Source organism: Caballeronia arationis (assembly GCF_001544975.2).
GTDB lineage: Bacteria > Pseudomonadota > Gammaproteobacteria > Burkholderiales > Burkholderiaceae > Caballeronia > Caballeronia arationis.
This window is the reverse complement of the sequence record NZ_FCOG02000022.1, coordinates 43,287-63,354: the sequence shown is the minus strand read 5'-3', so window position 1 is coordinate 63,354 and position 20,068 is coordinate 43,287. Positions and strand designations below refer to the sequence as shown.

Sequence of the window (20,068 nt, the reverse complement as noted above, 5' to 3'; positions counted from 1 at the left end):
CCGGCGCGTACCGCGACGCACGCAAGCAACGTATCGAGAGCGCCGCCGGCCCCGCCGGCGGCGTCGGTTTGAGGGTTCCACATACGCCGCCGCATGGCAGCCGGCGACGCAAGAGGGTTTTTCGATGCAATCCGAAGCTCAATCCCTGATCAGCAGCACAATTTGTTCGGTCGAACCGGTGTTCGGCGGTCCGCTCAGGCGCCGCGCGTCGCACGCGGTCGACGTCCGCTGGGGCGGTCAGCTCGTGACGATCGGCGGCGATGCGCCGGTGCGCGTCCAGTCGATGACCAACACGGACACGGCGGACGCGATCGGCACGGCAATCCAGATCAAGGAACTGGCGCAGGCCGGCTCCGAACTCGTGCGCATCACGGTCAACACGCCGGAAGCGGCGGCCGCCGTGCCTCACGTGCGCGACCAGTTGGACCGCATGGGCGTGATGGTGCCGCTCGTCGGCGATTTTCACTACAACGGCCATCTGCTGCTGCGCGACTATCCGGCGTGCGCCGAGGCGCTGTCGAAGTACCGGATCAATCCGGGCAACGTCGGGCAGGGCGCGAAGCGTGACACGCAGTTCGCGCAGATGATCGAAGCAGCCGCGCGTTATGACAAGGTGGTGCGCATCGGCGTGAACTGGGGCAGCCTGGATCAGGACCTGCTCGCGCGCATGATGGACGAGAACGCAACGCGGGCCACGCCGTGGGACGCACAAAGCGTGATGTACGAAGCGCTGATCCAGTCGGCGGTCGGCTCGGCGGAACGCGCCGTCGAACTCGGGCTCGGACGTGACCGCATCATCCTGTCGTGCAAGGTGAGCGGTGTGCAGGACTTGATCGCGGTGTACCGCGAACTCGCGAAGCGATGCAGCTTCGCTCTGCACCTCGGCCTGACCGAGGCGGGCATGGGCTCGAAGGGCATCGTCGCGTCGACGGCGGCGCTTTCAGTGCTGCTGCAGGAAGGCATCGGCGACACGATCCGCATCTCGCTCACGCCCGAGCCGGGCGGCGCGCGCACGGGCGAAGTGGTCGTGGGCCAGGAAATTTTGCAGACCATGGGCCTGCGTTCCTTCACCCCGATGGTGATCGCGTGCCCGGGCTGTGGGCGCACGACAAGCACGCTGTTCCAGGAACTCGCCTCGCAGATTCAGACTTATCTGCGCAACGAAATGCCGGTCTGGCGTGACCAATACCCGGGCGTCGAGAAGATGCACGTCGCAGTGATGGGCTGCATCGTCAACGGGCCGGGCGAATCGAAGCACGCGAATATCGGCATCAGCCTGCCGGGTTCGGGCGAGAATCCGGCGGCGCCCGTGTTCATCGACGGCTTGAAGGTCAAGACGCTGCGCGGCGAGCACATCGCCCAGGAATTCCAGCAAATCGTGAGCGACTACGTCGCGCGCACCTACGGCAAGCGCGAAGAAACGGCCGCGGCATCACTCTAAAGACAGATGACAGAACAGAAGAAACGGCTCGAAAAACTGAGCGGCGTGAAGGGCATGAACGACATCCTCCCGCAGGATGCCGCGTTGTGGGATTTCTTCGAATCGACGGTCAAGTCGATGCTGCGCGCCTACGGCTATCAGAACATTCGCACGCCGATCATCGAACATACGCAGCTTTTCACGCGCGGGATCGGCGAAGTGACGGATATCGTCGAGAAGGAAATGTACAGCTTCGTCGACTCGCTCAACGGCGAGCATCTGACGATGCGTCCCGAGAACACGGCGGCTGTTGTGCGCGCGACGATCGAGCACAACCTGCTCTACGACGGCCCGAAGCGCCTGTGGTACATCGGCCCGATGTTCCGTCATGAGCGTCCGCAGCGCGGGCGGTATCGTCAGTTTCATCAGGTCGGCGTGGAAGCGCTCGGCTTCGCAGGCCCCGATACCGACGCCGAAATCATCATGATGTGCCAGCGTCTCTGGGACGACCTAGGTCTCACCGGCATTCGCCTCGAGCTCAATTCGCTCGGCCAGGCCGATGAGCGCGCCGCGCACCGCAAGGAACTGATCGCGTATCTCGAAAAGCACGCCGACCTGCTCGACGAGGAAGCGAAGCGGCGTCTCTACACGAACCCGTTGCGCGTGCTCGACACGAAGAATCCGGCGATGCAGGAAATCGCGCAGAACGCGCCGAAGCTGGTCGATTTCCTCGGTGAGGAATCGCGTGCTCATTTCGAAGGCGTTCAGCGTCTTTTGAAGGCGAACAACATTCCGTTCAAGATCAATCCGCGGCTCGTGCGCGGCCTCGATTACTACAACCTCACCGTGTTCGAATGGGTCACCGACAAGCTCGGCGCGCAGGGCACGGTGGCGGGCGGCGGGCGTTATGACCCGCTGATCGAGCAGCTTGGCGGCAAGCCGACCAAGGCGTGTGGCTGGGCATTGGGCGTCGAGCGGATTCTCGAACTGCTGAAGGAAGAGCAACTCGTGCCGGAAGCCGAAGGCACCGATGTGTACGTCGTTCACCAGGGCGAGGCGGCGGCCGAGCAGGCGTTCATCATCGCCGAGCGGCTGCGCGACACGGGTCTCGACGTGATCCTGCATTGCAGCCCGGAAGGCGCATCGGCGAGCTTCAAGTCGCAGATGAAGAAAGCCGACGCGAGCGGTGCGGCGTTCGCCGTGATTCTCGGCGAGGACGAGCTCGCTCAGGGCACGGTCGGCATCAAGCCGCTGCGCGCGGTCGAGGGCGACGGTCAGAAGAACGAGCAGTCGAACGTTCCGCTGGAAAACTTGACCGAATTTCTAATCAATGCGATGGTTGCATCCGCCGACGACGGCGCTGATTAATTTTTAGGCAGCGACCGTGCGCGCAGTGCGCGATCGAGAGGATCGCGCGTGGTGCGCGCCAAAACCAAGGCGCAGAAGGAATAGTTGGGCAATGAGCTATCACGACGAACAAGAATCGCTGGAAAATCTGAAGCACTGGTGGATCAAGTGGGGCAATGCGACTACGTGGATCGTCCTTGCCGTGCTGATCGTGGCCGCGGGCTACAACGGCTGGAATTTCTGGCAGCGTCGCCAGGCGGCCGAGGCCGCCGTACTGTACGACCAGGTGCAGCAGGCGGTCAACGCGAACGACAAGGCGAAGATCGTGCGCGTCGCCTCCGACATGGAAGACAAGTTCGGCCGCACCGCGTATGCGCAGATGACCGCGCTCGCCGCAGGCAAGGCGCTCTACACGGCGGGCGATGCCGCCGCCGCGAAGGCCCAGTTGCAATGGGCCATCGATCACGCCAAGGACGACGAGTACAAGCAGATCGCGAAGCTGCGTCTTTCGCTCGTGCTCCTCGACGAAAAAGCCTACGACGCCGGCCTGAAGGTGCTGGCCGATGCGCCGCTCGACGCGTTCAAGGGCGTCGTGTCGGATCGACGCGGCGACCTGCTCGCGGCACAGGGCAAGCGCGACGATGCGCGCGCCGCCTACAAGCTGGCGCTCGACGCGCTCCCGTCGAGCGACACGTCCGCGCGCCAGCTGGTCCAGTTCAAGCTGGATGCGCTCGGCGGCTGAGGCGGGCGGCCGACATCCACCGCACCCGAACCATCGCCGCTCCGTAAGCCGACGGGCAAGCGCCGGGAAGCACGCCGGCGGCGCTCGCGGCACACGCCGATCAATCGAATCTCCTATATCAATGTTGCGTCCACCGATGACTTTTCTGAAACGCTACGCTCTCCCGCTCGCCTGTGTGATGACCGCCTTGCTCGCGGCCTGCTCAGCCACCAAGGACGAACGCCGCGTGCCGACGCCGCTCGTGGAAATCAAGCCGGTCCTGACCGTCGAACAGGCGTGGAAGTCGAGCGTCGGCAAGGCCGGCCGCTATCTGTTCACGCCGGTAGCGTTCGGCGACATGGTGTTCGCCGCGGGCGCGAACGGCACGGTCGCCAAGATCGATGCGAAGACCGGTCAGGACGTGTGGCGCACGAAGCTCAAGGACGATCTGTCCGCGGGCGTCGGCAGCGACGGCAACCTGACGGCGGTAGGCGGCCTCAAGGGTTCCGTCTACGTGCTCGGACCGGACGGCAAGCAACTGTGGACGGCTTTGGCACCGGGCGAGATCGTGTCGCCGCCGCTCGTCGGCAATGATCTCGTGATCGTGCGCACGATCGACGGCAAGGTCGTCGCGTTCAATGCACAGACCGGCGAGCAGAAGTGGGTGTTCCAGGTCCGCGCGGTGCCGTTGAACCTGCGCGTCGCGGCAGGCATGACGTTCGCCGGCAATCAGGCGGCGCTCGCGGGTTTCCCGGGTGGCACGTTCGCCGCGATCAACCTGCAGACGGGCGACGCCTTCTGGCAAACGCCGGTGTCGTTCCCGAAGGGCGTCACCGAAGTCGAGCGCATCAACGACGTGACCGGCGCGCCGTCGCTCGTCGGCGCGCAAACCTGCGCGGTGACGTTCCAGGGCCGCATCGGCTGCTTCGATGCGAATTCGGGCCGTCCCGTCTGGGAAAAGGCATTTTCGAGCGATAGCGGTCTTGCAGCGGACGATCAGGTCGTTGCCGCCGGGGACGACTGGTCGGTCGTCAACGCGTACCGCGCAAATGACGGTGCGCTGCTCTGGAAGAGCGACAAGCTGAAGAACCGTCAGGTCAGCGTGCCTTATATCCTGGGCCGGGCGGTCGTCGTCGGCGATTTCGAAGGCTATGTGCATTTCCTCGAAACGTCGAAGGGCGAACTGGTCGGACGCGCGAAGACGGACGGCAGCGGGATCTCCGCCGCGCCCGTGCTCGCGGGCGACACGCTCGTCGTTCAGACAAAGGACGGCGGTCTCTTCGGCTTCCGCCCGCGCTGAGTTTTCGTAGTGAAATAACCTGCGAGCCGGCGCTGCCGGCTTGCGTGCTTCTTTATCGGCGTGTCGTTCGCATGATGGCGCGTCGCGCGGCAAAGAAGTCGCCCACGCGCCGCGTACGTAGCGCGTTCGATAGAAACAGAAGTAGAAGCGAGGCGCCAGGCATGAGCGCACACTCGTACGAACAACGCGCGGCGTCAGCACGCGGCGAGCGTCGAAACGGCGACGCGGCAGCCGCAAAAGAGCGCCAACCGGCGCCAGGCTTCGAGCCAACTCCGCGCATCCGACGCGCCCAAGGGCGCCGCATGCCGAATCCATGCTAATTTTCGACAAACGCAGGCTTTTCCGCGGCGTTTCCGTGGCCTTGGCGTTTCACGCGCCGGTCTCGCCCGCCTTGCGTTCAACTGTGAACACGATCTGATGAAACCCGTAATTGCCCTCGTGGGGCGCCCCAATGTGGGGAAGTCGACCCTTTTCAACCGGCTGACGCGCTCGCGCGACGCGCTCGTCGCCGACCTGCCCGGACTCACGCGCGATCGCCACTACGGTGAAGGCCGCGTGGGCGATCGTCCGTATCTGGTCGTCGACACGGGCGGCTTCGAGCCCGTCGCGAAGGACGGCATCCTGCACGAGATGGCGCGGCAGACGCGCCAGGCGGTGGAAGAGGCGGATGTCGTCGTGTTCATCGTCGACGGGCGCAACGGGCTTGCGCCGCAGGACAAGGCGATCGCGGATTATCTGCGCAAGACGGGGCGGCCGCTCTTTCTGGTCGTCAACAAGGCGGAGGGCATGAAGTACAGCGCGGTCGCCGCGGACTTCTACGAACTCGGCCTCGGCGACCCGCGCGCGATCTCGGCGGCGCACGGCGACGGCGTCACCGAAATGATCGGCGACGCGCTCGAAATTGCCTACGCCGGCCAGCCGGAAGAGGACGACGACGAAAAGGCGCAGCACGGCGTGAAGATCGCGATCGTCGGGCGGCCGAACGTCGGCAAGTCGACACTCGTGAATGCGCTGATCGGCGAGGAGCGCGTGATCGCGTTCGACATGCCGGGCACGACGCGCGATTCGATCTATGTTGATTTCGAGCGACAAGGCCGCAAATACACCCTGATCGATACGGCGGGCCTGCGACGTCGCGGCAAGGTCTTCGAGGCGATCGAGAAGTTTTCGGTCGTGAAGACCTTGCAGTCGATTTCGGACGCGAATGTCGTGATCCTCCTGCTCGACGCCCAGCAGGATATTTCCGAGCAGGACGCGCATATCGCGGGCTTCGTGGTCGAGCAGGGCCGGGCGCTGGTGGTCGGCGTGAACAAGTGGGACGGGCTCGATTCGCACGTGCGCGAGCGGACCAAAGCGGATCTCACGCGCAAGCTCAAGTTTCTGGACTTCGCGAAGTTCCACTACGTCTCGGCGCTGGAGAAGACGGGCATTAGCCAGTTGATGAAGTCGGTCGACGATGCGTACGCCGCCGCGATGGCAAAACTGCCGACGCCGAAGTTGACGCGCGCGCTGATCGACGCGGTGGAATTCCAGCAGCCGCGGCGTCGCGGGCCGGTGCGTCCGAAACTGCGCTATGCGCACCAGGGCGGACAGAATCCGCCGATCATCGTCGTGCACGGCAACGCGCTCGACGCGATCACGGATACGTATAAGCGCTACCTCGAAGGGCGCTTCCGCGAAACTTTCGGGCTGGCCGGGACTCCATTGCGCATAGAGTTTCGTTCAAGCCGAAACCCTTACGCGGACAAGGGCTGAGTCCCGCGCGCACCATGCGTTTGGCCGCTCCTGGCGGCGCTGGTGCGGAAAAGAAAATCGGCTATAGTGTAGCGATTGTTGGCGGATCTCTTTTTCTTCGCACACAATTACGTTCAACCTGCAAAAAAACACGGAGTTTGCTATGAGCAACAAAGGGCAATTGTTACAAGACCCGTTTTTGAACGCACTGCGTAAAGAGCACGTGCCGGTGTCGATCTATTTGGTCAACGGCATCAAGCTTCAAGGGAACATCGAATCGTTCGACCAGTACGTCGTGTTGCTCCGCAATACGGTCACCCAGATGGTCTACAAGCACGCCATTTCCACGGTCGTGCCTGCCCGTCCGGTGAATTTCCACCCGGACGCTGAATCGTCCTAAACCTCGTCGCGGCCGGCGAACTAACGTCAATAAAAACTGACTCGCCGGTCGCTTCAAAAACCAAAACCTCAATTTGATCAACGCCGCGCTCGTCGGCATCGACTTCGGTAAATTCGATTTCGAAGCCAGTCTGGAAGAACTCAGCCTGCTCGCACAAAGTGCGGGCGCCAATCCCGCTGTCACGCTCACCGGCCGCCGCTCGAGCCCCGATGCCAAGATGTTCGTCGGCAGCGGCAAGGTCGAGGAACTGCGTCTCGCCTGTGAAGCGAACGACGTCGAACTCGTCATCTTCAACCACGCCCTGGCGCCCGCGCAGCAGCGCAATCTCGAAGTCGCGCTGAACCGCCGGGTGGTCGACCGGACCAGCCTGATCCTCGACATCTTCGCGCAGCGCGCCCGCAGCCACGAAGGCAAGCTTCAGGTCGAACTCGCGCAGCTCCAGTACCTGTCGACGCGGCTCATCCGCGCGTGGACTCACCTGGAACGCCAGAAGGGCGGTATCGGCCTGCGCGGCCCGGGCGAAACGCAGCTCGAAACCGACCGGCGCCTCATCGGCGAGCGCATCAAGGCGCTTAAGACGCGGCTCGAGAAGCTGCGTCGCCAGCACGGCACGCAGCGTCGCCAGCGGGTGCGTAACCGGACGATGTCGGTTTCGCTCGTGGGCTACACGAACGCCGGCAAGTCCACGCTGTTCAACGCGCTGACCAAGGCGCAGGCCTATGCCGCCGACCAGCTCTTCGCCACGCTCGATACCACGTCGCGCCGCGTCTTTCTCGGCGAGGAAGCGGGGCACGTCGTGGTGTCGGACACGGTCGGGTTCATCCGCGAGTTGCCGCACCAGCTGGTCGCGGCGTTTCGCGCGACGCTCGAGGAAACGATCCACGCGGACCTGCTCCTGCACGTGGTCGACGCATCGAGCGCCGTGCGGCTCGATCAGATCGACCAGGTGAACGAAGTGCTGCGCGGCATCGGAGCCGACACGATTCCGCAGATTCTCGTCTTCAACAAGATCGACGCGGTGCCCGAACTGGCGGCCCGCGGCGACGCGGTCGAAAGGGACGAGTATGGTAATATTTCGCGCGTCTTTTTGAGCGCACGCACGGGCCAGGGGCTCGACGCGCTGCGCGCTGCCATCGCCGAAATCACGGTAGCCGAGGCCGGTGTATCGGGTCCAGAAGCGGGGTCCGTATTGAGCGGGCAAAGTGAATTGCCCGACGTCACGGAATCGGCAGAATCCACAGAATCAACCGAATCAACGCAATCCTCGTCGCACGATGCAACCGCGCTGCCGGAAGACCACCGGCCGGCCGAACAGCATGACGAACACGACGACCGCAAGATCCCCGAGCACGGGCATTGAGCGCTTCAGATGCATTGACCCGGCTGTCCAATGGTGAATCACCGAGTGAACGACTACAACGAGCGGAGTAACCGGCAGCATTCGCATGCCGTCTTTTCGATCGACGATCCGCGCTGGGGGCGGGGCGACAGCAATGGCGGCAGCAAGAACGACCAGAAGCGTCCTTCGGACCCGAAGCGTCCGGGCAACGGGCGGGACGGCGAAGGCCCGCCCGATCTCGATGAAATGTGGCGCGACTTCAACCGGCGCCTCGCCGGCCTGTTCGGCAAGAAGCCTGACAACGGCGCGCCGCGCACCGATAACGGCCGGGGCGCGAAGATCGGTTTCGGGATCGTCGTCGGCGTTCTGATCGCGATCTATCTCGGCAGCGGCGTGTTCGTTGTACAGGACGGACATGTCGGCGTCGTGTCGCAGTTCGGCAAGTTCAAGGCGACTGCAGATCAGGGCATCCACTGGCGGCTGCCGTATCCGTTCCAGTCGCACGAGATCGTCAACACCGCGCAGATCCGTTCGGTCGAAGTGGGCCGCAACAACGCGCTCACGCAGTCGAACGTGCGCGACGCATCGCTGCTCACGCAGGACGCGGACATCGTCGACGTGCGCTTTGCCGTGCAGTATCAGATCAAGTCCCCGACCGACTATCTCTTTCGCAATCTCGATCCCGACCAGAGCGTGATGCAGGCCGGCCAGGCCGCGATCCGCGAGATCGCGGGCGCCGAGCCGACCGACAACCTGCTCTACAACGATCGAGAGGCGCTGCGCGCCCGGCTGATCGATACGATCCAGCGCTCGCTCGACGCGTACAAGACCGGCCTTCAGGTGACGGGCGTCACGCTGCAGAGCGTGCAGGTGCCGTCGCAGGTGCAGGCCGCCTTCGAGGAAGCCGCAAAGGTGCGCCAGGACAACGAGCGCGCCCGCGATACCGCCCGCGCCTACGCCAATCAGCTGCTGCCGCGCGCGAAGTCGGATGCGGCGCGCTCGATCGATGAAGCGACCGCATACAGCAATCGCGTGGTTGCGCAGGCGCAAGGCGATGCCGAGCGCTACAAGCAGGTCTACTCCGAATACTCGAAGGCTCCCGCAGTGGTTCGTCAACGCATGTACCTGGACACGATGCAGCAGATCTATTCGCGGGCGACGAAGGTGTTCGTCGACAGCAAGGCGGGCAACAACGTGATCTATCTGCCGCTCGACAAGCTCGCCGAGGCGACGAAGCAGCGGGCCGGCGAAGCGGCCGGCGCGACCGGTGCGGCAGACGCGGCAAGCGGCGCGTCAGCGGCTGTGGCGCCGGCCACTGCCTCGGGCGCAGCGGCAGCCACCGCGCTGCCGGCCAGCGCCGCCAGCGCAGGCGCTGCGAGCGGCGCGAGCCAGGGCGCGGCAAACGATCCGCTGCGCTCGCGCGATGCGTTCCGCACGCGCACGCGTCAAGACGACCTTCAATAAGGAGCGCGATCATGAATCGAATCATTGCGCTCGTCGTGGCTGTCGTCATCGTGCTGTTCATCGGTTCGTCGATGATCTTCGTCGTGGACGAGCGGCATGCCGCCGTCGTGTCCGCGCATGGCGAAGGCAATCCGAAGCTCGACGGCCCGGGCCTGCACTTCAAGCTGCCGCCGCCGTTCCAGACCCTTACGCTGATCGACACCCGCACGCTCACCATCGACGAGCCGGGCTCTGACCGCTTCACGACCTCGGACAAGAACGAGGTGCTCGTGAATACGGTGATCAAGTATCGCGTCGCCGATCCGCTCAAGCTTTTCGTGAGCAACGAGAAGAACACGCAGACCGCGCAGGAACGGCTCACCGCGCTTGCGCGCACGTCGCTTGCCAGCGCGTTCACGAAGCGCTCGCTCAACGACGCGCTCGCGCAGCAGCAGGCGCTCGCAAGCGAAGCGCTGAAGTCGGTTCAGGAGCCGGCGGCTGCGTTCGGCGTCGAACTCGTCGACCTGCAACTGACGCGCATCGACTTCCCGCCTGCCGTCGCGGACTCGGTCTACAAGCGCATGATCGCGGCGCGCCAGCAGGCGGCCGCCGACGAACGCGCGAAGGGCACGGCCGACGCCGACAAGATCAAGGCCGACGCGGACCGCCAGCAGCAGGCGATTCTTTCCGAAGCCTACAGCCAGGCGCAGACGATCAAGGGCGAAGGCGACGGCAAGGCCGCCGCGATCGCCGCCGAAGCGTATGGCGCCGATCCGCAGTTCTACCAGTTCTATCAGAGCCTCGAAGCGTATAAGAAGACGTTCAAGCCCGGCGACGTGATGGTCGTCGATCCGAGCAGCGACTTTTTCCGCTTCATGCGCAGCCCGAATGGCGGGGCGGACGTGCTTCCCCCGCTCAAGCGCTAGTTGTCCGCGTGCCGCCTCGCGGCGGTACCTTCATGCATATGGATATGGCTGCGACGTTACTGCTGGCGCTTGCACTGATGCTGATCATCGAAGGGATGTTTCCCTTCGTGTTTCCGACCGCCTGGCGCGACACGTTCCGCCGCATCGCGGAGCGGCCGACGCACCATATCCGCATCGGCGGCCTGATTGCGATGGCGCTCGGGTTGATCCTGCTTTTGATCGCGACCTGAATCTCCGGCGCGCGGCGCTCACGCGCTGTCCGTTCTGGCCTTTCTTTTCCGGATAAGCCCGCGCGCCGCTCAACACCCGTAGGAAAGTATCGATGTCGACCTGGTTACTCCCCGAGAATATCGCCGACGTGTTGCCGTCGGAAGCCCGCAAGATCGAAGAGCTGCGCCGGCGGCTGCTCGACCGCTTCCGGTCGTACGGCTACGAACTCGTGATGCCGCCAATGCTCGAGTATCTCGAGTCGCTGCTCACGAGCGGCGGCACGGACCTCAACCTGCGCACTTTCAAGCTTGTCGACCAGTTGTCCGGCCGCACGCTCGGCCTGCGCGCCGACATCACGCCGCAGGTGTCGCGCATCGACGCGCATCTCCTGAACCGGCAGGGCGTGACGCGCCTCTGCTACGCGGGCAACGTGCTGCACACGCGTCCGCGCGGACTGCACGCGACGCGCGAGCAGATTCAGATCGGCGCGGAAATCTACGGTCACGCGGGTATCGAGGCGGATCTCGAAATCCAGACGCTGATGCTTGATTCGCTGCATCTGGCGGGGCTGTCGAAGGTTCGGCTCGACTTGTGCCACGCGGGCGTGCTCGCGGCACTGCTCGAACTGGAGCCGGCGGCGGCGTCGCTTGGCGAGGCGCTTTTCGACGCGCTCGCGAGCAAGGACGTGCCGCGTCTGGCCGAACTCACGGCGCATCTGGGCCAGGTGCCGCGCGAGGCGTTGCGCGCGCTGCCGTCGCTCTACGGCGATGCATCGGTGCTCGAAACCGCGCGCGGACGCCTGCCGAATCTGCCGGTCATTTCCCGCGCGCTCGACGACCTCGCGTTCCTCGCGTCGCAGGCGAACGGCGCCGAACTGATGATCGATCTCGCCGATTTGCGCGGCTACGCGTACCACAGCGGCGTGATGTTCTCGGCGTACGTCGATGGCGTGCCGAACGCGGTCGCGCGCGGCGGCCGCTACGACGACGTGGGCCTTGCCTACGGCCGCGCGCGTCCGGCGACGGGCTTTTCGCTCGACCTGCGCGAAGTCGCGCGCATTTCGCCCGTCGACGCACGCGGCAGCGCGATCCTCGCGCCATGGAAGCACGACGAGCCGCTGCGCGCGGCGGTCGCGGCCTTGCGCGACGCGGGCGAAGTCGTGATCCAGGCGCTGCCGGGCCACAACCACGATCTCGACGAATTCGCGTTCGACCGCGTGCTCGTCGAGCGCGACGGCCGGTGGACCGTCGAGGCCCGCCAGCACGACGCGCCCGGCAACACTCAGCCACATCCTTGATCGGCAACGAATTTTTTCAGCATCCGCTGATCGACTCGCGTTCACGAATACCCGGAAAAACTCGGAACCTTTCGCGAACATAGGTAAAATACGGTTTTAACCAGCTAACGAATCAACATGTCTGCCAGTGCAGTGAATGTGAACCCGGGGCGCAATGTCGTCGTCGTGGGCACCCAGTGGGGTGATGAGGGCAAAGGAAAGATCGTCGACTGGCTGACGGACCACGCCCAGGGCGTCGTGCGCTTCCAGGGTGGTCACAATGCGGGCCACACGCTCATTATCGGCGGCAAGAAAACCATCTTGCGTCTTATTCCCTCGGGCATCATGCGCGCTGGCACGGCGTGCTATATCGGCAATGGCGTCGTGCTGTCGCCGGAAGCGCTCTTCAAGGAAATCGGCGAGCTCGAAGCCGCCGGCATCGACGTTCAGAAACGTCTGTTCATTTCCGAAGCCGCCACGCTGATCCTCCCGTATCACGTCGCCATCGACCAGGCGCGCGAAGCACGTCGCGGCGCGAGCAAGATCGGCACGACGGGGCGCGGCATCGGCCCGGCATACGAAGACAAGGTCGGCCGCCGCGGCTTGCGCGTGCAGGATCTGTTCGATGCGCCGCTCTTCGCCGCACGCCTGCGCGAAACGCTCGACTTCCATAATTTCGTGCTGACGCAGTATCTGGGCGCGGCAGCGGTCGACTATCAGGAAACGCTCGATACGATGCTCGGCTACGCCGATCGTCTCGCGCCGATGGTCACCGACGTCTCCCGCCGTCTCTACGACGAGAACCACGCCGGCCGCAACCTGTTGTTCGAAGGTGCGCAGGGAACGCTGCTCGACATCGACCACGGCACTTATCCGTACGTCACGTCGAGCAACTGCGTCGCGGGCGCGGCCACGGCGGGCGCGGGCGTCGGTCCGCAGAAGCTGAACTACATCCTCGGGATCACGAAGGCGTATTGCACGCGCGTCGGCGCGGGTCCGTTCCCGAGCGAACTGTACGACGCCGACAACGCCGAGCGCCAGGAGCAGGTCGGCCTGACGCTCGCGACGGTCGGCAAGGAATTCGGATCGGTCACGGGCCGTCCGCGCCGCACCGGCTGGCTCGACGCCGCCGCGCTGCGCCGCTCGATCCAGATCAACGGCATTTCGGGCCTGTGCATGACGAAGCTCGACGTGCTCGATGGCCTCGACGAAGTGAAGCTGTGCGTCGGCTACACGCTCGACGGCAAGCTAGTAGACATCCTGCCGCGCGGTGCCTCGGAAGTCGAGCGTTGCGAGCCGGTGTACGAGACCTTCGGCGGCTGGAAGGAAAGCACCATCGGCATTACGCAATGGGACAGCCTTCCGGCAAATGCGCGCGCTTATCTCTCGCGCGTGCAGGAAGTGGCGGGCGTGCCGATCGACATGGTGTCGACCGGTCCGGATCGCGACGAAACCATTCTGCTGCGTCATCCGTTCAAGGTCTGAAAGAGACTCTGAACCGATCGCTTCGAAAAAGTATGGCCGCATCGAGCGGCCATATTTCATATTCAACCGCTGTACGCATTTGAAAGAGCACGACCATGATCGCGATGAAGGATCCGCGCAACGACGACAAGAACCTCTGGGTCGGCTGGGATGAATATCACCGGCTGATCGAACTGCTCGCGCTCGCGGTGCACGAATCCGGCTGGAAGTTCGACAAGATCCTGTGCCTCGCGCGCGGCGGGCTGCGCGTCGGCGACCAGCTTTCGCGCATCTACGACCTGCCGCTCGCGATCCTCGCGACGAGTTCCTACCGCGAAGCCGCCGGCACGGAGCAAGGCGATCTCGACATCGCGCAGTACATCACGATGACGCGCGGCGACCTGTCGGGCAACGTGCTGTTGGTCGACGATCTCGTCGACTCGGGCGTCACCCTCGCGCGCGTGCAGGAGCATCTGAAGGAACGTTATCCGGCGATCACCTCGGTGCGCTCCGCGGTGCTCTGGTACAAGGCGTGCTCGAAGGTGAAGCCCGACTACCACGTGCAGTACCTCGAAACGAATCCGTGGATCCATCAGCCGTTCGAAGAGTGGGACACGGTGCGCCCGCACAATCTCGGCGCGTGGATCAAGCGCGGCACGCAAAACGGCCGCGCCTGATTGCACATCGACCTGCTCCGGCTCGACGCCGTCCGCTCATGCCAGAGGCATGGCCGGACGGCGTTTTCATTGGTATGTCGTGCATGCGCGGTGTAATCGGCATCGCGACGCGCTCGCGCGGACCGGGCGCGTGCCCGCGCACCTCTGCCATTCTGACGCAATGCTAAACTGCCTCGTCTTCCCCGCTCCCGTGGCGTCCCGGCAACACGGAACCGGCGGTTTGCGTGCGACGTTAGAATGGCGTTCGTTTTTTCCGCCTCAAACGGATACCTCGCGTTTATGACCAATCTGACTCACGCGCAAGAGCGCAAGCAGCCTCTCCCGACGCTGGCGCTTGCCGCCATCGGCATAGTGTTCGGCGACATCGGCACGAGTCCCTTGTACGCGCTGAAAGAGGCGTTCAGTCCGTCGCACGGCATCGCGCTCTCCGATGCCTCCATCCTCGGCGTCATCTCCTTGCTGTTCTGGGCGATCGTGATCGTGGTCGCGATCAAGTACGTGCTCTTCGTCATGCGTGCCGACAACAACGGCGAAGGCGGCGTCCTCGCGCTGATGACGCTTGCGCTTCGAACCTTCAGCAACACCGGGCGCATGTCCGGCATCCTGATGATGCTCGGCATCTTCGGCGCGTGCATGTTCTACGGCGACGCGGTGATCACGCCGGCGATGTCGGTGATCTCGGCGGTCGAAGGCCTCGAGATCGCGGCGCCGAAGCTCTCGCCCTACGTGCTGCCGATCACGATGATCATCCTTGTCATGCTCTTCTGGATCCAGCGGCGCGGCACGGCGGTCGTCGGCCGTCTCTTCGGCCCGATCATGCTGCTTTGGTTCGCGACGCTCGCGGTGCTCGGCGTCTATCACATCGTGCTCGAACCGCGCGTGATCATCGCGCTGAATCCGTACTACGCGATCTCGTTCATGGCTGAGCATGTGCTGCAGGCGTATATCGTGCTCGGTTCCGTCGTGCTCGTGCTGACCGGCGCGGAGGCGCTCTACGCCGACATGGGCCACTTCGGCGCGAAGCCGATCCGGATCGGCTGGTACTTCCTCGTGATGCCGTCGCTGCTCTTGAACTACTTTGGCCAGGGCGCGCTGCTGATGCATTCGCCCCAGGCCATCCAGAGCCCGTTCTTCCTGCTCGCGCCCGACTGGGCGCTGCTGCCGCTCGTGATCCTCTCGACCATCGCGACCGTGATCGCGTCGCAGGCGGTGATCTCGGGCGCGTATTCACTGACGAGCCAGGCGATCCAGCTCGGCTACGTGCCGCGCATGAAGATCCTGCATACGTCGGATCTCGCGATCGGCCAGATCTACATTCCGCTCGTGAACTGGATGCTGCTCTTCATCATCCTGTGCATCGTGATCGGCTTCAAGAGTTCGGAGAACCTGGCGGCGGCCTACGGCCTCGCCGTCACCGCGACCATGATCGTCACGACGATGCTCGCCTCTGTCGTCATGACCAAGCTCTGGGGCTGGAACAAGGCCGTCGTATGCGGGATCATCGGCGTGTTCTTTCTCGTCGACCTCGGCTTCTTCGGCGCGAGCCTCCTGAAGATCGAGCAGGGCGGCTGGCTGCCGCTGTGCATCGGCGGGGCGCTCTTTTTCCTGCTGATGACCTGGTACAAGGGTCGCATGATCGTGAAGGACCGTACCGCGGCCGACGGCATCCCGCTGATGCCGTTCCTGCAGGGATTGCTCGCGCATCCGCCGCATCGCGTGTCGGGCACGGCGATCTACCTGACCGGCAGCGATTCGCTCGTGCCGGTGAGCCTCCTGCACAACCTGAAGCACAACAAGGTGCTGCACGAGCGCACGATCTTCCTCAACTTCAAGACGCGCGACATTCCCTATGTCGAGGATACGGAGCGCCTCGAAGTGAAGGACATCGGCGGCGGGCTCTTTCTCGTGAAGGCGGCCTACGGCTTCAACGAGACGCCCGACGTGAAGGCTGTGCTCGAACAGATCGGCCGCACCCACGCGATGACCTTCGAGCTGATGGACACGTCGTTCTTCATGGCGCGCGAGACGGTCGTGCCGACGGAGTTGCCGGGCATGTCGGTATGGCGCGAGCGCGTGTTCGCCTGGATGCACCAGAACGCCGCAAAGCCGACCGATTTCTTCAGCATCCCGGCAAATCGTGTCGTCGAACTCGGGACGAAGATCGAAATCTGAGTCGCGGCGGTGTCCTTGATGCAAACGAGCCCCGGTCGGGGCTCGTTTGCATTTGGTTCGGTCGAATGGCGCGATTCAGTGCGCGGGCGCTTCCATCTCGGCGCGCGTCGGCGCCCTCGCCACCGCGTGCTGGCGGACCGACCAGCTCACGCCGCCCAGCAGCAGCACGATCGCCAGCACCTCGGGCACGCGCGGTAGCCGTTCATCGTAGACGAACGCGTAAAGCAGCGCGAAGAGCGTCTCGAACGCGATCATCTGTCCCGACAGCGTGAGCGGCAGCCGCTTGGCAGCAGCGTTCCACAGCGTGTTGCCGAGCCACGACCCGCCGAGCGCGAGCGCGAAGCTCACGATCCAGAAGGTCTGCCAGCGCGCCGGCGCGACGCTCGCCTGCACGGTTCCGGCCGGCAGCAGCATCAGGACGATCCACACGACGGCGCCGAGCACGCCCGTCACGATGCCCCACAGCACGGACCACTCGTTGCCGTCGAAGTGCGTATTCGCCTGCAGATAGCGCGAGTTGACGACCGCGTACCGGGTCCACGCGGCGAGCGCGCCGGCCGCGCACGCGAGGCCGCCGAGCTTCGTCGCGACGCTCGTCGTGCTGCCGGACGCGTCGCCGAAAACGTCGACGTTGATGCACACGATGCCCGCCACCACCATCGCGAGCGGCCAGAAGAGGCGCCGCAGGTCGATTGCGCCGTGATCTCGCCGGCCGGCGAGCGTCACGGTGACAGGCAGAATCCCGACGATCAGTGACGCCGGCGCGACGCCCACCATCTGCACGGCGGTTGCGAGCAGCATGTAGTAGAGCAGGTTGCCGACGAGCGCCAGCTTGACGAGCGCGACAAGGTCGGCGCGCGTGAGCTTGGCCGCGAGCCGCCGGGCGAACGGCAGCGCGAACGCGAGCGAGACGAGGCCGTACATCACATAGCGCCCGATGCTCAGGTAGAGCGGCGAAAAATCGGGCAAAAGGCGCGGCGCAAGAAAAATGAAACCCCAGATGGCACCGGCCATCACCCCATATGCGACACCGCGTTGCATCGACTGCTCCAGCATGACGTAGGAAAGGCGCGCAGCGTATCACGCTGACCGGGGAGGCCGTCTTGTCGAAAGCTGCAATCGGACGCCGGCCGGCCGCATGAAAAACGCTCGCGAAGCCAGTCGAAAATCCGAAAACGGCGCGAAAGCGGGATGAACCGCAAAGCGAAATCGGTGGTCGAAGGAGGACGAAATTGGGGCCCGGAAATTGCTCCAAAAACGCGTAAGCCAATGTTCGGTCAGTGAAAAACCGGGGAACTATCGGTATAATCTGCTTTTGCGCCCATAGGATTTGCCATGCGTCTGATCCATCAAGCACTCACGTTCGATGACGTGCTCCTCGTGCCCGCGTTTTCCAACGTTCTCCCGCGCGACACCAGCCTCAAGTCCCAGCTGACCCGCAAGATTTCCCTGAACATGCCTCTCGTGTCGGCCGCCATGGACACGGTCACCGAAGGCCGCCTCGCGATCGCGATGGCCCAGATGGGTGGCGTCGGCATCGTTCACAAGAACCTCACCGCCGCCGAGCAGGCCCGCGAAGTCGCCAAGGTGAAGCGTTTCGAATCCGGCGTCGTGCGCGATCCGATCACCGTGCCGCCGCAAATGCGCGTGCGCGACGTCATCGCCCTCACGCAGCAGCACGGCATTTCGGGCTTTCCGGTGGTCGAAGGCCCGCAGCTGATCGGCATCGTGACCAACCGCGACCTGCGTTTCGAAGAGCGCATGGACGAGCCGGTGCGCAGCATCATGACGCCGCGCGAGCGCCTCGTGACAGTCAAGGAAGGCACGCCGCTCGCTGAAGCGAAGGCGCTGATGCACAGCCATCGGCTGGAACGCGTGCTCGTCGTGAACGACGCGTTCGAACTGCGCGGCCTCATGACCGTGAAGGACATCACCAAGCAGACCGAGCACCCGGACGCCTGCAAGGACGAGCACGGCAAGCTGCGTGTGGGCGCGGCGGTGGGCGTCGGCGCGGACAACGAGGAACGCGTCGAGTTGCTGGCAGCGGCGGGCGTCGACGTGATCGTCGTCGATACGGCGCACGGCCACAGCCAGGGCGTGCTCGAACGCGTGCGCTGGGTGAAGCAGAGCTATCCGCATATCGAAGTGATCGGCGGCAACATCGCGACGCCCTCGGCGGCCAAGGCGCTCGTCGAATACGGCGCGGACGCGGTGAAGGTCGGCATCGGCCCGGGCTCGATCTGCACGACGCGGATCGTCGCGGGCGTCGGCGTGCCGCAGATCACGGCGGTGTCGAATGTGTCGGAAGCGCTGAAGGGCAGCGGCGTGCCGGTCATCTCGGATGGCGGCGTGCGCTTCTCCGGCGACGTCGCAAAGGCGCTCGCCGCCGGCGCGGACGCGGTGATGATGGGCAGCATGCTCGCGGGCACGGAAGAGTCGCCCGGCGACGTGTTCCTGTTCCAGGGCCGCCAGTACAAGTCGTATCGCGGCATGGGCTCGGTCGGCGCGATGAAGGACGGCGCGGCGGACCGCTACTTCCAGGACAACTCCGCGAATATCGACAAGCTCGTGCCCGAAGGCATCGAAGGCCGCGTCGCGTACAAGGGCTCGGTCAACGCGATCCTGTTCCAGGTCGTCGGCGGCGTGCGGGCGAGCATGGGCTACTGCGGCTGCCGCACGATCGGCGAGATGCACGACAAGGCCGAGTTCGTGCAGATCACCGCGGCGGGCATGCGCGAATCGCACGTGCACGACGTCCAGATCACCAAGGAAGCTCCCAACTACCACGTGGACTAAACCATGAAACCGTTGCTGCGGGCCGTACTCGTCATCAATGCCCTGATTTTTCTCGCGTTCGGCGTGCTGTTCCTGCTGACGCCCTGGGCTGCGTTGTACAGCGCGCTGCAACTGGTTCAGGTGCAGCCTGCGTTCGCCGGGCAATTGTTCGGGATCGCGCTGATCGGGCTGTCGTGGCTTTCGTTTCATGCGGCCGTCAACGGCGCGCTCACCGTGACTGTCGCGAGGGTGACGGGGCATGTCGAGTGGCTCTCGGGCGTCGTGTTGCTGGTCTGGCTGCTCGGACTGCGCACGCCGGAGCTCGCCGCGTTCGGCCAGGTCGTTTCCGCGCTGGCCGGTGTCGTGCTGCTGATCCTCGGGCTCGGCAGCGTACGGCTTGCATCGGCCGTGCGCCGGCGCGAACGCGCGCAGGCGGCCGGTTCAGCGTCGGCGGGCCGCGCCGAGAAGCGCGCGGCGGACAAGCGTGACGAGATTCGCACGACGCCGCCCGTGGTTCCAGCCGTGACCCCGGCCGCGCGCCGCGTCGATCCGCTCGCGGGAGAGCCGGTCGCGGGGGAATCGTTCGATGTAGCGGGCCGTCCTGCGGCGCGCGCGCCTGCCGCCACCGCGATCGATCCGGTGACGGGCCGCGCAATCGACCCGGCCACGGGCCGCACGACCAGCCCCGCTTTCGATCCGGCGACGGGACGCAGTATCGACCCGCCGCACGGCCACAAGATCGATCCGGTCACTGGCCGGGCGATCGACCCGCTGACGGCCCGCACCATCGATCCCGCGACGGGCGAGCGCGTGGAGCCGCGCATTGCGCCGGACCCGCTGCGCCCCGACACGCGCTGAAATCCG

Annotated in this window: 17 protein-coding genes; 16 read left to right on the top strand and 1 reads right to left on the bottom strand. The window is 64.7% G+C overall.

The window, feature by feature from the left end; genetic code table 11:
* The first annotated feature begins 124 nt into the window (after positions 1 to 124).
* The 14 genes from ispG (at position 125) to AWB81_RS15735 (ending at position 16,429) form a co-directional block, all read left to right on the top strand.
* The gene (gene ispG / locus AWB81_RS15800; protein WP_062636928.1) at positions 125 to 1,441 is read left to right on the top strand and encodes a flavodoxin-dependent (E)-4-hydroxy-3-methylbut-2-enyl-diphosphate synthase; all 1,317 of its coding nucleotides are present in this window, start codon (positions 125 to 127) and stop codon (positions 1,439 to 1,441) included.
* Positions 1,442 to 1,447: 6 nt separating this feature from the next.
* Entirely contained in the window at positions 1,448 to 2,788 is a 1,341-nt protein-coding gene (gene hisS, locus AWB81_RS15795; RefSeq protein ID WP_062636925.1) for a histidine--tRNA ligase, read from the top strand.
* A gap of 91 nt (positions 2,789 to 2,879) precedes the next feature.
* The gene (locus tag AWB81_RS15790; protein WP_062636924.1) at positions 2,880 to 3,509 is read left to right on the top strand and encodes a YfgM family protein; all 630 of its coding nucleotides are present in this window, start codon (positions 2,880 to 2,882) and stop codon (positions 3,507 to 3,509) included.
* Between the two features lie 136 nt (positions 3,510 to 3,645).
* On the top strand, positions 3,646 to 4,788 hold the full coding sequence (bamB, locus tag AWB81_RS15785; RefSeq protein ID WP_062636921.1) for an outer membrane protein assembly factor BamB: 1,143 nt from the start codon (positions 3,646 to 3,648) through the stop codon (positions 4,786 to 4,788).
* Positions 4,789 to 5,205: 417 nt separating this feature from the next.
* Complete coding sequence (gene der, locus AWB81_RS15780) at positions 5,206 to 6,543, top strand: ribosome biogenesis GTPase Der (protein WP_062636919.1); 1,338 nt, start codon at positions 5,206 to 5,208, stop codon at positions 6,541 to 6,543.
* A gap of 142 nt (positions 6,544 to 6,685) precedes the next feature.
* Positions 6,686 to 6,922, top strand: coding sequence for an RNA chaperone Hfq (gene hfq / locus AWB81_RS15775; RefSeq protein ID WP_006999489.1), 237 nt, complete (start codon positions 6,686 to 6,688; stop codon positions 6,920 to 6,922).
* 73 nt (positions 6,923 to 6,995) lie between these two features.
* Positions 6,996 to 8,282, top strand: coding sequence for a GTPase HflX (gene hflX, locus AWB81_RS15770; RefSeq protein ID WP_062636918.1), 1,287 nt, complete (start codon positions 6,996 to 6,998; stop codon positions 8,280 to 8,282).
* A 45-nt stretch (positions 8,283 to 8,327) separates the two neighbouring features.
* Positions 8,328 to 9,725 carry an FtsH protease activity modulator HflK gene (gene hflK, locus AWB81_RS15765; protein ID WP_062637015.1) on the top strand — a complete coding sequence of 466 codons (1,398 nt, stop codon included), beginning with the start codon at positions 8,328 to 8,330 and terminating at the stop codon, positions 9,723 to 9,725.
* 11 nt (positions 9,726 to 9,736) lie between these two features.
* On the top strand, positions 9,737 to 10,630 hold the full coding sequence (gene hflC, locus AWB81_RS15760; RefSeq protein WP_062636916.1) for a protease modulator HflC: 894 nt from the start codon (positions 9,737 to 9,739) through the stop codon (positions 10,628 to 10,630).
* Positions 10,631 to 10,668: 38 nt separating this feature from the next.
* The gene (locus tag AWB81_RS15755; RefSeq protein ID WP_035930454.1) at positions 10,669 to 10,860 is read left to right on the top strand and encodes a DUF2065 domain-containing protein; all 192 of its coding nucleotides are present in this window, start codon (positions 10,669 to 10,671) and stop codon (positions 10,858 to 10,860) included.
* 92 nt (positions 10,861 to 10,952) lie between these two features.
* Positions 10,953 to 12,137 (top strand): ATP phosphoribosyltransferase regulatory subunit, encoded by a 1,185-nt coding sequence (locus AWB81_RS15750; protein ID WP_062636913.1) that lies wholly within the window; start codon positions 10,953 to 10,955, stop codon positions 12,135 to 12,137.
* A gap of 117 nt (positions 12,138 to 12,254) precedes the next feature.
* Positions 12,255 to 13,601, top strand: a complete 1,347-nt coding sequence (locus AWB81_RS15745) for an adenylosuccinate synthase (protein ID WP_062636912.1) — start codon at positions 12,255 to 12,257, stop codon at positions 13,599 to 13,601.
* Between the two features lie 95 nt (positions 13,602 to 13,696).
* Positions 13,697 to 14,257: a phosphoribosyltransferase gene (locus AWB81_RS15740; protein ID WP_062636910.1), complete on the top strand. Its 561-nt coding sequence runs from the start codon at positions 13,697 to 13,699 to the stop codon at positions 14,255 to 14,257.
* Positions 14,258 to 14,536: 279 nt separating this feature from the next.
* Complete coding sequence (locus tag AWB81_RS15735; protein ID WP_062637013.1) at positions 14,537 to 16,429, top strand: potassium transporter Kup; 1,893 nt, start codon at positions 14,537 to 14,539, stop codon at positions 16,427 to 16,429.
* Between the two features lie 75 nt (positions 16,430 to 16,504).
* Here the strand turns inward: AWB81_RS15735 and AWB81_RS15730 are convergent, their stop codons facing one another.
* The gene (locus AWB81_RS15730; RefSeq protein WP_062636908.1) at positions 16,505 to 17,470 is read right to left on the bottom strand and encodes a DMT family transporter; all 966 of its coding nucleotides are present in this window, start codon (positions 17,468 to 17,470) and stop codon (positions 16,505 to 16,507) included.
* A 294-nt stretch (positions 17,471 to 17,764) separates the two neighbouring features.
* Between AWB81_RS15730 and guaB the strand changes: the two genes are divergently transcribed.
* Both guaB and AWB81_RS15720 read left to right on the top strand, forming a co-directional pair.
* Complete coding sequence (gene guaB / locus AWB81_RS15725; RefSeq protein WP_062636905.1) at positions 17,765 to 19,225, top strand: IMP dehydrogenase; 1,461 nt, start codon at positions 17,765 to 17,767, stop codon at positions 19,223 to 19,225.
* 3 nt (positions 19,226 to 19,228) lie between these two features.
* Positions 19,229 to 20,062, top strand: coding sequence for a hypothetical protein (locus AWB81_RS15720; protein WP_062636903.1), 834 nt, complete (start codon positions 19,229 to 19,231; stop codon positions 20,060 to 20,062).
* Positions 20,063 to 20,068 lie beyond the last annotated feature (6 nt).